Here is a 12,329-nt window from a genome sequence, read left to right as displayed (position 1 = left end):
ACTTATTTTTCAACTTTGTATCCTACTCCCCAAACGGTTTTGATATATCTTGGGTTTCTAGGGTCATCTTCGATTTTTTCGCGAAGTTTTCTGATATGAACCATCACTGTATTTTCGGACTCAAGAAACTCTTCTTTCCATACATTTTCGTATATTTTTTCAACAGAAAGCACAATGCCAGTATTTCTTGTCATATACTCCAGCATATCGAACTCTGTTTTGGTAAGCTTAATGGAATCATTTCCCTTTTTGACTTCTCTGGTATTGATGTTGATGGTAATATCATCCAAAGTCAGTACACTGTCATTTCTAGGTCTATCCGCATTCAATGTATAATATCTTCTCAGCTGTGACTTTACGCGTGCGATGAGCTCCAGCGGATTGAATGGTTTGGTGAGATAGTCATCCGCACCTGAAGTGAGCCCAAGAATCTTATCCATATCCTGACTTTTTGCAGAAAGCATGATCACTGGCATGTTTTTGGTCTTGCGAAGCTCCATACATGCTTGAATACCATCTTTCTTAGGCATCATGATATCAAGAATAATAAGATCCACATGATGTTTTTCGACGGTTTCCAATGCTTCTGCTCCATTGCTCGCTTTGATTGTTTCATATCCTTCATTGCTCAGATAAATTTCAATGAGATCTCTGATTTCCTTTTCGTCATCTACAATTAGTATTGTCTGTTTTTCCATTGGTACCTCCATTGGCTGACCGGTTCAGTCACCGGAATTTTAGCTATTAGTTCTATTTTATGTTCAACACCTTAAATTGAAGAAGGATAAACCTTAAAACTTGGTGAAGGTGTAGATTATAAAGAATACTATCAAAAATATTATACTATAAAATCAATACAGCAAATAGAAATCATCCTTTGTTTTTCACAAGGGATTAATGTCTTCTTAAGAACTTTCAGGTATACTGTTTTGAGTGATTTATTCTAAGATGGAAGACGAGAAATATATTGAGATCCTAGCGGAATCTTTCAAATAAAACTAAGGTGAGTATATGAATAATAAGAAGAAAAAGAAATTCAACAGATATACAGGACTTTTGATCATTATGATTATGATATTCTCTTTGCTGATTAATGAGATGGTGACTCTTCAGATGATTCATGGAGAAGAATATTCTGCCAGAGCCAATGTGGAGTTTATCAAAAACATCGATTATTCAGCTCCAAGAGGGGAAATTTTGGATGCGGATGGTAGAGTTCTTGCGACGTCTCTGAAAAGTTATAATCTGATTTATGTGGATACCACGGAGTCTAGAAAAGTTCTGTATCAGACCATTGATGAGGTGCGTGCACTTTTGAAGAACAGTGGAGAAGATATCAATGACAAGTTCAGTCTGAAGACAGATCCTTTCCGATTTGAATTTGGATCTGAGGACCCTGATTTCATTAATAAATCTGAATTGAGATGGAAGAAGGATCGTGGTATCAATGACTATCTTTTCAATACTGTATTGCGTGAAGAGACGGGTAAAAGCAAAATATCTGAGCTGAATGAAAAAGAAACGGATAGGCTGGATGAACTGATACTAGAATTTTCTCCAGAAGAAACCTACTTCTATCTCATTGAATTTTATAAGCTTTACGATGCACTTTCTCCATCTGCTGAAGAAAAAAAGCTCTATGATAAGATGTCCGGACGTGAAATACATGAAGAGCTCCTGAAAAAGTTCGACTGGCAAACCATCAGGGCTTATCTGGTTATTAGAGACAGCATTAGAATGGAAAGTTATCAAGGCTCTAAAGCAGTGACGCTTATGAGCAACATGAAAGAAGAGACAGCCTTCACCTTCCTTCAACAGTTAAGTAAGCTTCCTGGTATTGATGTGGAGACAAATCCAATCAGACTGTATCCTTATCAGGCTACGGCTGCTCATGTCATCGGCTACCTCAATCCTATTCCAGCGGGTTCTCAGAACTCCTATATGGAAAAAGGATATGATATTTCCAAAGATTACATTGGTGTTTCAGGCATTGAATCCGCCTATGAGGATTGGCTTCGTGGCAGCAAGGGTGTAAAAACCGTTGAAGTGGATAAAAACGGAAGAACCATCAGTGAACTGTTTGAACTCGGGACTTATCCTGGAAATAATGTTCAGCTCACCTTGGATGCAAATCTTCAGTATACGGCGGAAAGGGTTTTGAGTGACCTGATTTACGAGTACTCACAAGTGAATACGGTGCACAGAGTTGTTGGATATACACAGAATTCCACCAATGCCACAAGAGGTGCTATTGTTGTGATGGAGGCAGATACTGGAAATATACTGGCGATGGCAAGCAATCCAAGTTATGATCCCAATCTTTTTGCTGTTCCCGGAAGACTTACGAGTGAAATGTACAAGGAATTCTTCACCCCGGATTATAAAGCTTATGCAGAAGAGCTGATCCGTAAAATGAATCTAAGAACTACTGTGAATGCAAAAACCGGCGAAACAAGGCCGGCGGTGCCGGAAGATCTCTTTCGGTTCAATGCGGATGGCACTGTGTCGGATTTCAATGACATCTATGCAAAACCATTATTTAATTACGCCACTCAGGGTCTTATACCCTCAGCGTCCACGTTTAAGGTCATAACAGGCCTTGCTGCCCTTGAAGAAGGAGTTCTGACACCAAATACACTCATTCGCGACGACGGAGCTTATACCAATGATCAGGTCGGGAATCCCATCACCAATGATGGTGGAGGAGCTTATGGAAATATCAATATGGCAAAAGCTCTGGCCAAATCCTCCAACGTCTTCTTTGCTGATGTAGGATATAGACTCTACAAAGCAAAAGGACTCAATGCTATAGCTGAATGGGCATGGAAACTTGGCATGGGATACAATCCAGAAGAGAAGCCCCATAGTACGACCGGTTTAGAAATCAATGAGAATATATCAGGAAATGTATACAATCATTATTCTAAAGTGGAGATTACGAAGAGGCTCTTTATGTTTGATGTTGTGGCTTTCTTGAATGCGGGAAAAGCAAGGAACACCGGCCGCAGTTTTGCACCGATTGATATCGGTGTAAACCGTGCGGATGAGGAAAAGAAAGCGCTCGGGAAAGAAAAGATCAAAGAAGCGGTCAGAAATGCCTTTGATATTTCTATTGACGATGCGAACAACTATGTCAGACAGGACTATGCCGAGGTGGTGCAGAGTCTTCGAAAAGCCTTTGAAGAATATATTGCAATACTGCCGGAAGAAGAAGCGAATGGGCTGGAATCTTCTAAATTTTACGCAGAGCAGATTGCAGCTAAGATCGTATATGATCAGACCACAGAGATCATAAGCCCCAGAAATGTCTTAAACTCTTCCATTGGACAGGGTGATAACCAGACGTCACTTCTTCAGATTGCCAATGCTCTTGCCACTATAGTCAATGGCGGAACACGGTATAAGACAAATCTGGTTCAGAGAATAACAGATACCGAGGGGAATGTCATTCAGGAAAATGAACCTGTAGTGCTGGAAGAAACGGGAATCAAAGAGTCTTCAGTGAATGCACTGCTTAATGGACTCCGAGCTTCAACACTGCCGGGTGGTGGTAGTTACGCTACACTTAAAGATTTTCCGATTGCAACTGGCGGAAAAACAGGTACAGGTACATTTAAGGAGAATCAGCAAGAGCTAGGGCGTGATGCCTTTGGTTTGTATACGGCTGTGGCACCTATCGATGATCCTGAAATCGTCGTGGCAGTTGTGATATATGACGTAACAAGAGGTGCATTTGTTGTACCTGCAGCGTTGGCTGTTTTTGAAGAGTATTTTGAGGAGAAACTGAAAACAGAGTATCCTGATTACGTACGTCAGTATGAGTATGAACTGCCGGAACCCATCTCATCTTATGAGGATAAAGTAGAAGGGGACGACACTGAAGCAGATACAGCAGCAGATGAGGAAAATGAAACCCAACCATAAAAAAAGTAAGCACATTTTTGTGCTTACTTTACTCATTTTGAGAGACTATAATGGGTGATGTATCCCCTTTTTTTGCTGCTTCAATAGCGAACTCTGCGAATCTCTTGAAGTCTTTGGTGGAAGTGGTGGCGCCGGATACGGTTTCTATCTTGTCCGGATCCTGATGAGTTAAAAGGCTCTCCACCAACTGACGGATATAGAGTTCCGGTTTGGTTCCTGCAACAGAGAACATTGCTTCTGCGTAGGAGGAGTCTTCGGATTTCAGTATACCTCCGTTTGCGGAGGAACCTATGTAATCATACTCCACATTCTCGATTTTCTGGTCTTTCACGTACAGTACGAGATATGCTTTCCATCCAGTGGAGTCAAAATCATCAAAAGTGACAGAGTAAGAACCGTTCTGCAATGGAGAAGCGGGTTCTACAGCGCAAGCGGACAAGAATAGTGTTAGAAGGGCCAGCAGGGTGATAGAGAATATTATTTTTTTCAAATAGATCCCTCCATAAATTGGATTCTTTTATTATCATAACTGAATTTTAAATTTTATGCAATTTGTTTTATGATTTTGTGTTCAGTTTCACTGAATGTGACTTTTTTATCAAAGTTAACCTGATTTCATTCACAGGAGAACTGATATCTGATATAATATATTTTTGGGATACAGTGCAAGGGGGGCGTTACGATGAAAGTGAAAAAATGGGATGTGATTATCATTGGAATATTTGTACTTGCTTCATTTATTCCGGCATTGATATTCACTCTAAATACAAGATCGGCTACAGATGGGTATTATGTGGAAATTAAAGTTCAGGGAGAATTCTATGAAAGAGTTCAGTTGACAGGACATACTGGTAGAGATGAAGTTCGTATTGAAACAGATTTAGGTGTCACCTAGATTCTACGTCAGTACTTCAAAAAGCATAATCAAAGCCTTGATAAATATGCGTTCCTTCGAAATTCAGCTTTCACCCATTGGGTGAAAGAAAAGTGCTCAAAAATATGTTAAATTATCAGCTTTTATGACTCGATATATGGTAAAATAATAGTAAGAAAAGTAGTAAAAAGGGGTTCTAATTATGATTAATAAAATTGATTTCAAAGCTAAGAATCTAACATCAAATGCAGGTCTTTTTCTGCTCCTTGAGAATGCAAAAAGCAATGGGATTTTTGATTTTATTGAAAATGACCTCGTATTTGATAATGACTCAACAAATAAAATCAAGATGAATCATATAAAGACCATGCTCTGCGGTCACTTCATTGGCATTGATAAGTTAGAACGTCTAAAGCTACTTCAAAATGATCCCCTCGTCAACGAGTTTGATATTTCCGTAAAAGAACCTGAAACAGTGTCACGGTTTCTAGGAAACTTCAACTTCAAGACAACCCAAATGTTTAGAGACATTAATTTTAAAGTCTTTAAAAAACTGCTCACTAAAAGTAAATTGACATCCATTACGATTGATATTGATAGTAGTGTAATTAACGTAGAAGGTCATCAAGAAGGTGCGTCAAAAGGATATAATCCTAAGAAACTGGGAAACCGATGCTACAATATCCAATTTGCATTTTGCGACGAATTAAAAGCATATGTTACCGGATTTGTAAGAAGTGGCAATACTTACACTGCAAACGGTGCTGCGGAAATGATCAAAGAAATTGTTGCTAACATCAAATCAGACGATTTAGAAATTTTATTTCGAATGGATAGTGGCTACTTTGATGAAAAAATTATCGAAACGATAGAATCTCTTGGATGCAAATATTTAATTAAAGCCAAAAGTTATTCTACACTCACCTCACAAGCAACGAATTCATCAATTGTATTCGTTAAAGGAGAAGAAGGTAGAGAAACTACAGAACTGTATAGAAAATTAGTTAAATGGGAAAAAGACAGAAGATTTGTCGTATCTCGCGTACTGAAACCAGAAAAAGAAAGAGCACAATTATCACTTTTAGAAGGTTCCGAATACGACTACTTTTTCTTTGTAACAAATACTACCTTGCTTTCTGAAAAAGTAGTTATATACTATGAAAAGCGTGGTAATGCTGAAAACTATATCAAAGAAGCCAAATACGACATGGCGGTGGGTCATCTCTTGCTAAAGTCATTTTGGGCGAATGAAGCCGTGTTTCAAATGATGATGCTTTCATATAACCTATTTTTGTTGTTCAAGTTTGATTCCTTGGACTCTTCAGAATACAGACAGCAAATAAAGACCTTTCGTTTGAAGTATGTATTTCTTGCAGCAAAAATAATCAAAACCGCAAGATATGTAATCATGAAGTTGTCGGAAAACTATCCGTACAAGGGAGTGTATGAAAAATGTCTGGTATAATAAGAATATCATCAATAAAATTGAGTGTTGCTCTGTGGATAACTTGCAGAGTTTATTAAGTATCATTGCAGCAAAGATGAAATCAATGATTTATCAAAAATGATTGAAAGGTGGTTGTAAATAATATTACAATGTGTGAGAAGCAGTCTAAATTCTTCGTGAAATAGTGATTTTTGAAGCTAATAAAAAACACACGTGGAATTTAGGTGTCAATATTGTGGAGATTGTTGATGAAAAAGTAGGAATGTATGAAGCGGACTGTCCTGACAAAGTGTGCTATTCTCCAGAATATATTTCCAGACCTGGTGAGACTATTGTTTGCCTGCCTAATCGAATTGTAATTGAAGTAAAGGGAGAAGAACCTCAAGAGGATGACGAAGACATCATCACAGGGTTTAAAAGTGACAACCATGACTAAGACAACGAAAATGATTTTTATTTCACTCATTGTTGCGCAAGCGCTGGTGCTCCATGTGATAGAAGGGATGATTCCTCTACCCATAGGCATCCCTGGGGCGAAGCTTGGCCTGGCAAATATTTTTACAATTATCTCGCTCTATATTTTAGGGTTTAAATCCACTGTTCTTGTGGTGGGGTTGAGGGTTGTTCTCGCGACTATGTTTGGGGGCACGCTTTCCTCATTTTTATATAGTATCAGTGGAGGTTTTTTAAGCCTTCTGGCCATGGCTGCAGTGAAGAATTTATTCAAGAAGAAGGTAACAATCATCGGTGTCAGCGGTGCTGGAGCAGTAAGCCATAATATAGGGCAGCTTGTTGTAGCTTCGATGATCGTGAATAATTGGTCTGTGATGATGTATCTCCCTGTTCTGACGTTCATTGGTATCGGGACTGGAATCTTTATCGGTATCGCAGCGAATTTTATCATTTATCATATGTCCAAAATTACTGCAGTGAAGAAAATCAGTCAGTTGAAAGACTGGGAAATCTTCACGAAAGAGTCATAGAAAAGAGGGTCGATTGTGCGTAAAGTGCAATCGACTTTTTCGTTTCCTGGTTCTATATGTAAAGATAGTATGAATCAAAAGGAAACTTTACATGAACTATTGACAATGGATATTTCTGGTGCTAATATAAAAAGTTATGGATTTGACATTTGAATAAATTTTCTGTATAATCATATATGGAAGTAGGTGTTTATATGGAATATTTAAAGAATATTACCGACATTCGAAAAGAAATCGAGAAGAATGTAGGACGCGATGTGAAGCTGAAAGCCAATGTGGGGAGACGTAAAATGTATGAGAGTACGGGGACCATTGAGCAGGTTTACCCTAGTATTTTCGTAGTCCGGTTAGACAATGAGTCTAAGGGGTGCGTTTCATTCAGTTATTCTGATGTGCTCACAAAAACTGTGACTCTGTCATACAAGAATTAGTATGTAAAGGTGCTGGCGGATGCTGGCGCTTCTTTTTTTTGCATATTTTCGAAGAATTTGCCATAATAGAGTCTATATTGGGAAAAGTAGGTGTAATAGTTGATTTTAAAAGCATATGCGAAAATTAATCTGTCTCTGGACATTGTGGGTAAAAGAGAGGATGGATATCATCTTCTGGAGATGATCATGCAAACTGTGGATCTTCATGATGAAGTGATTCTTACAGAAAAGAAGTCTGGGATTACTCTTTCCTGTGATAAGTCTTATGTGCCTGTAGATGAGAGAAATATTGCATACAAAGCTGCAAAACTCATCATGGAAGAAACTGGGCTTCAGTCAGGAATTCATATTCATATCAACAAGAACATTCCTGTGGCAGCTGGGCTGGCGGGTGGAAGCACCGACGCTGCAGCTGTGCTTAAGGGGATGAATGCGATGTTTGCTTTAGGGTTCTCCCATGAAGAGCTCATGGCTTTAGGATTGAAATTGGGCGCGGATGTGCCGTACTGCATTGAGGGAGGGACTGCTTTATGTGAAGGGGTGGGAGAACGAATCACAAAACTTAAGTCCTTTGGTGGTCATGTGGTTGTTTTGGTGAAACCTCCCTTCGGAGTATCAACAAAAGATGCTTATGGTGCCTTTAACCTGGAAAAGATCAAAAGACATGTGGAAACAAAGAAGCTGATAGATTCTCTTGCTAAAGGTGATTTGAATGGGGTGCACTATTACTCCAGAAATCTCCTGGAGAATGTTGTGATACAGTCTTACCCTGTGATCAAGAGCATCAAGCAGAGAGTTGTGAAGACGGGAGCGAAAGTCACTTTAATGAGTGGCAGTGGGCCTACGGTTTATGGGATCTATGAGGATAGAGAGACGGCTGTTCGTGCTATGGATGAGTTGAAAAAGAATGGAAATGAAGTGATTCTGACAGAGACTATTTGAGTGTTCAGCACATGAAGCAAAATGAAAGAGTAGGAAAGCAACTTGCTTCCTACTCTTTCATCTTGAAGCTATAAATCAATCCGTTTTGTATCCATGAGCAAAGACTTCTCTTCAATAAGCTCTTTGCATAATTCAAAGATGTGTTGGGCTGCTAAGGGTTTTGCGTTGGTTTTAGATTTCTCTTTCATCGATTGCAGAAAAGAGCCGTCTTCAAGCAAGTTCTCGATCAGAGGACCGCAGTGCTCACCTGTGCCAAGATCCACTGCTAAACCATGTCTAATCAGGTAATCGGCATTCTGTACTTCGTGGCCTGGTATTGCAGAATAGATGGCCAGCGGTGTTCCTGTGATAAAACTTTCTGTAAGGGTCAGACCACCTGGTTTGGTGATGAGTAGATCTGTGATGCTGAGGATATCATTCATCTCTTCGCAGTATTCAAGAGGGGTGAGGCAGTGGTCGCATCGGGTCTGGAGTTCGGACATCTTCTCATAGAGCTTCTCATTTTTTCCTGTCAGAACAATAATCTGATATGGTTTCTTAATTTTTAGGATTTCATTCAGTATTTCCTCGATGTTGCCGATGCCTAAACTTCCGCCCATGATTGTGATAATCTTCTTGTCCTGACTTAGGTTGTATTTTGAAAGAATACTCTCTCTGTCACTGATATTCAAGAATTTTTCGGAGATGGGGATTCCGTAGGGATATATCTGATTTTTATCCCGTCCACGCAATGCAAGCTCTTCGATCATATCCTCATTGGAAACAATATAAGCATCCACATTTCTGTGAACCCAGAAAGCGTGAGAAGCGTAATCTGTCATCACAACAAGGGATGGTTTATGCCATTGAAACTTCTTCCTCAATATTGATAGAATCTGGGCTGTGAATGCGTGGGTTGCTATCAGGATATCTGGTTCAAAATCAACAATGGTAGGGTAGAGTTTATTTGTGAGATAATCATTCCCGATGGTAGATGATTTTGTGAATCGGCCCTCTTCATCTGAATGCTTATATAAGAACTTGAAAAAAGAGGGATAGTACCGAATGCTCTTCAGGTAAGTTCCCACAACAATTTTATCAAGAAACGGGCTGATGTATTTTATTGTATCAATGATTTGAACCTCTGATTGGGGTTCGTTTTTCATAATGGATTCTTTGATTGCTTCTGCGGCTTTGGCATGGCCTCCGCCGGTGGAAACAGAAAGAATTAAAGCTCTCATGGTACACCTCATCCAGTTGTATCTGATCTTCAGGGTAGTTATTTGACTTGGATAGTTTATTTTACCACATCCACATAGATTTTGAATATTGAAGACTTTTTGTGGTAACAATTCTATTTTAGTTTATAATATAAATATTAATGTCATGTTAAAAACAGGGTGTTGATTCTTAAAAAAACCTTATACTGAAGAAATGACTTGAGGTGAAATCGTGAAGAGAGTGAAGATTGAAGTGAAGAACAGCAGGGCGAATGAAGAACCGATAGAGGTGGTCTATTGGGGATACCATGAAAAGGCTGGGGGAGTAGATAGGTTATCCTACGATGAAAGTGCACTCACGGGGATGGAAGGAGTCCATACTCAGATTGAAGTGGGGGATAAAGAGATCACGCTGGTGCGATCTGGAAATATTCAGGCGACCATGGTTTTCAGGGAAAACCATCGAGACAGATTTGTGTATAAAATGGAAGTTGGCTCCATGTCCATGGTTTTGGAGACGGAAGAAGTGAGTATATCGAAAGAAGGAAGGCGAATGCTTATTTATATACGGTATAAGCTGGAGATTGCCGGGGATCCTTTTGAACAGAATGAAATGATAATCCATGTGATTGAGAAAATCGGTCAGGAACATCCGAGTCTGTCATGATATGACGTATATTTGGAAAAGGGTATGTTTGTAAAATAAAAAAATAAATACAAAAATAATGGTAGCATGGGAACAAAAACTATGCTATCATTATTTTTATATTTATTGTACAAAAAGACACAAAAAGCCTATGTTATCAATAAGGGGTAATTCTTATTATACCAAAGGTGGATTTGTTGTCAACATCTTTGGAGGTATTTTTATGAAAAAGAGCAAATTTATTTTTGTCACTGGTGGTGTGGTTTCATCTCTGGGCAAAGGGATCACTGCTGCGTCATTGGGGCGTCTTCTGAAAAACAGAGGTTTGAAAGTAACCCTTCAGAAGTTTGATCCATATCTTAATGTGGATCCTGGCACCATGAGTCCTTATCAGCATGGTGAAGTGTTTGTGACAGAGGATGGTGCTGAGACTGACTTAGATTTGGGACATTATGAAAGATTTATTGATGAGAGTCTTTCGCTAAACAGTAATGTCACCACGGGGCGGATCTATCACAGTGTTATTTCTAAAGAGCGTCGCGGCGACTATCTGGGGGGAACTGTTCAAGTGATTCCTCATATCACATCAGAAATCAAAGAGAAAATAAAAGATGCTGCACGGGACGATGTGGATATAGTCATCACCGAGATAGGGGGGACGGTGGGAGATATAGAGTCTCTTCCGTTTCTGGAGGCCATCAGACAGATGAAATATGATGCAGGTGCAAATAATGTGCTCTTCATTCATGTAACACTGGTTCCGTTTTTAGGAAAAGCTGGAGAACTGAAGACGAAACCAACACAGCACAGTGTGAAAGAGCTTCGAAGCATCGGTATTCAGCCTGATCTTATTGTGTGCCGATCAGAGAAGAAGATACCATCTGAACTCAAAAGAAAGATTGGTCTCTTCTGCAATGTGGAAGAAGAAGCGGTCATTGAAAACCTGGATGCGGATACATTATATGAGGTTCCACTTCTGCTTTACAAAGAAGGATTGGATGCCATTGTTTGTAAAAAACTGAACCTTTCCTGTGATGAACCAAATAATACAGAATGGGAAAACATGGTGGAAAAAATCAAGAAGCCTAAAAAGTATGTAACCATTGGATTAGTAGGCAAATATGTGGAACTGCATGATGCCTATCTTTCTGTAGTGGAAGCTCTGTCCCATGGAGGACTTGTTCATGACGCGGAGGTTCGTATCAAATGGATCAGCGCCATGGAAGTCAGAAGAGACCGGGTGCAGGAGATCTTTGATGATGTGGATGGAATACTCGTCCCGGGTGGATTTGGGGAAAGGGGTGTCGAAGGGAAAATCGAGGCCATTACTTATGCAAGAGAAAACAACATACCTTTCTTGGGGATATGTCTTGGCATGCAAGCTGCTGTGATAGAGTTTGCGAGAAATGTCCTTGGTTATGAGGGAGCACACAGCACTGAGTTTGTTCCTGATGGCAAATACCCTGTGATAGATCTCATGGAGGAACAGAAGGATATTCAAGGGTTGGGCGGAACCATGAGGCTTGGAAAGTATGAAGCGAAGGTTGAGAAGTCTTCTAAGGCTTATGAAGCATATGGAGAGGAGTTCATTTCAGAACGGCACAGGCATCGGTTTGAGTTCAATAATTATTTCGTGGAAGAGTTTGAAAAAGCAGGAATGAAATTCAGTGGTAAAAATCCACAGAAGAATTTAGTGGAGATTGTTGAGATTCCTCAACTTGACTGGTTTGTGGCAGTTCAATACCATCCTGAACTGAAGAGCAGACCCAATCGTCCCCATCCACTATTTGCATCATTCGTCGAACATTCTTTGAAACATGATAGTATAAATCGAAGATAGATGAATGGAAACAGCATTCCAGCAGGAGTGCTGTTTTTTCATT

General features: G+C 39.6%; 12 protein-coding genes. 9 read left to right on the top strand and 3 right to left on the bottom strand.

All coding sequences use genetic code 11. The features are described from left to right. Window positions 1–2: 2 nt before the first annotated feature. Window positions 3–698: a response regulator transcription factor gene (locus T487_RS0101965; RefSeq protein WP_031573357.1), complete on the bottom strand. Its 696-nt coding sequence runs from the start codon at window positions 696–698 to the stop codon at window positions 3–5. A 313-nt stretch (window positions 699–1,011) separates the two neighbouring features. Here T487_RS0101965 and T487_RS0101960 point away from each other — a divergent pair, with 313 nt between their 5' ends. Further along, window positions 1,012–3,924 carry a penicillin-binding transpeptidase domain-containing protein gene (locus T487_RS0101960; RefSeq protein WP_031573354.1) on the top strand — a complete coding sequence of 971 codons (2,913 nt, stop codon included), beginning with the start codon at window positions 1,012–1,014 and terminating at the stop codon, window positions 3,922–3,924. Between the two features lie 28 nt (window positions 3,925–3,952). Here T487_RS0101960 and T487_RS0101955 read toward each other — a convergent pair whose 3' ends face one another. Beyond that, window positions 3,953–4,414 carry an FMN-binding protein gene (locus T487_RS0101955; protein WP_051651432.1) on the bottom strand — a complete coding sequence of 154 codons (462 nt, stop codon included), beginning with the start codon at window positions 4,412–4,414 and terminating at the stop codon, window positions 3,953–3,955. 192 nt (window positions 4,415–4,606) lie between these two features. Between T487_RS0101955 and T487_RS0101950 the strand changes: the two genes are divergently transcribed. From T487_RS0101950 to ispE, 6 genes are all read left to right on the top strand, one after another. Continuing rightward, entirely contained in the window at window positions 4,607–4,819 is a 213-nt protein-coding gene (locus tag T487_RS0101950) for a hypothetical protein (protein ID WP_051651431.1), read from the top strand. A gap of 181 nt (window positions 4,820–5,000) precedes the next feature. Next, window positions 5,001–6,263 carry an IS1380-like element ISEcp1 family transposase gene (locus T487_RS0101945; protein ID WP_031573349.1) on the top strand — a complete coding sequence of 421 codons (1,263 nt, stop codon included), beginning with the start codon at window positions 5,001–5,003 and terminating at the stop codon, window positions 6,261–6,263. A gap of 166 nt (window positions 6,264–6,429) precedes the next feature. After that, the gene (locus T487_RS0101940) at window positions 6,430–6,681 is read left to right on the top strand and encodes a NusG domain II-containing protein (protein ID WP_074542578.1); all 252 of its coding nucleotides are present in this window, start codon (window positions 6,430–6,432) and stop codon (window positions 6,679–6,681) included. Continuing rightward, a complete protein-coding gene (locus T487_RS0101935; protein WP_031573344.1) occupies window positions 6,674–7,228 on the top strand; it encodes a Gx transporter family protein in 555 nt (184 codons plus the stop codon). Before T487_RS0101940 ends, T487_RS0101935 begins: the two co-directional genes overlap by 8 nt. Window positions 7,229–7,422: 194 nt before the next feature. Further along, window positions 7,423–7,659 carry a Veg family protein gene (locus tag T487_RS0101930; RefSeq protein ID WP_031573341.1) on the top strand — a complete coding sequence of 79 codons (237 nt, stop codon included), beginning with the start codon at window positions 7,423–7,425 and terminating at the stop codon, window positions 7,657–7,659. Window positions 7,660–7,758: 99 nt separating this feature from the next. Beyond that, a complete protein-coding gene (gene ispE, locus T487_RS0101925) occupies window positions 7,759–8,601 on the top strand; it encodes a 4-(cytidine 5'-diphospho)-2-C-methyl-D-erythritol kinase (protein ID WP_031573339.1) in 843 nt (280 codons plus the stop codon). Between the two features lie 68 nt (window positions 8,602–8,669). Here the strand turns inward: ispE and T487_RS0101920 are convergent, their stop codons facing one another. After that, the gene (locus tag T487_RS0101920; protein WP_031573338.1) at window positions 8,670–9,821 is read right to left on the bottom strand and encodes an MGDG synthase family glycosyltransferase; all 1,152 of its coding nucleotides are present in this window, start codon (window positions 9,819–9,821) and stop codon (window positions 8,670–8,672) included. Between the two features lie 211 nt (window positions 9,822–10,032). On the opposite strand from T487_RS0101920, the gene T487_RS15695 reads away from it, so the two are divergent. After that, a complete protein-coding gene (locus T487_RS15695) occupies window positions 10,033–10,467 on the top strand; it encodes a YwiB family protein (RefSeq protein ID WP_051651429.1) in 435 nt (144 codons plus the stop codon). 202 nt (window positions 10,468–10,669) lie between these two features. Beyond that, window positions 10,670–12,286 (top strand): CTP synthase, encoded by a 1,617-nt coding sequence (locus T487_RS0101910; RefSeq protein ID WP_031573334.1) that lies wholly within the window; start codon window positions 10,670–10,672, stop codon window positions 12,284–12,286. The last annotated feature ends 43 nt before the right edge of the window (window positions 12,287–12,329 follow it).

The organism is Proteiniclasticum ruminis DSM 24773, from assembly GCF_000701905.1.
GTDB classification, from domain to species: Bacteria; Bacillota; Clostridia; order Clostridiales; family Clostridiaceae; genus Proteiniclasticum; species Proteiniclasticum ruminis.
This window is presented reverse-complemented; position numbering and strand designations above follow the sequence as displayed.

What these genes read in the sequence shown, in the direction of transcription:
- T487_RS0101910 (WP_031573334.1), top strand. Translation starts at nt 10,670, where the DNA reads ATGAAAAAGAGCAAATTTATTTTTGTCACTGGTGGTGTGGTTTCATCT.
- T487_RS0101920 (WP_031573338.1), bottom strand. Translation starts at nt 9,821, where the DNA reads ATGAGAGCTTTAATTCTTTCTGTTTCCACCGGCGGAGGCCATGCCAAA.
- T487_RS0101960 (WP_031573354.1), top strand. Translation starts at nt 1,012, where the DNA reads ATGAATAATAAGAAGAAAAAGAAATTCAACAGATATACAGGACTTTTG.
- T487_RS0101930 (WP_031573341.1), top strand. Translation starts at nt 7,423, where the DNA reads ATGGAATATTTAAAGAATATTACCGACATTCGAAAAGAAATCGAGAAG.
- T487_RS0101965 (WP_031573357.1), bottom strand. Translation starts at nt 698, where the DNA reads ATGGAAAAACAGACAATACTAATTGTAGATGACGAAAAGGAAATCAGA.
- T487_RS0101945 (WP_031573349.1), top strand. Translation starts at nt 5,001, where the DNA reads ATGATTAATAAAATTGATTTCAAAGCTAAGAATCTAACATCAAATGCA.
- T487_RS0101935 (WP_031573344.1), top strand. Translation starts at nt 6,674, where the DNA reads ATGACTAAGACAACGAAAATGATTTTTATTTCACTCATTGTTGCGCAA.
- T487_RS0101950 (WP_051651431.1), top strand. Translation starts at nt 4,607, where the DNA reads ATGAAAGTGAAAAAATGGGATGTGATTATCATTGGAATATTTGTACTT.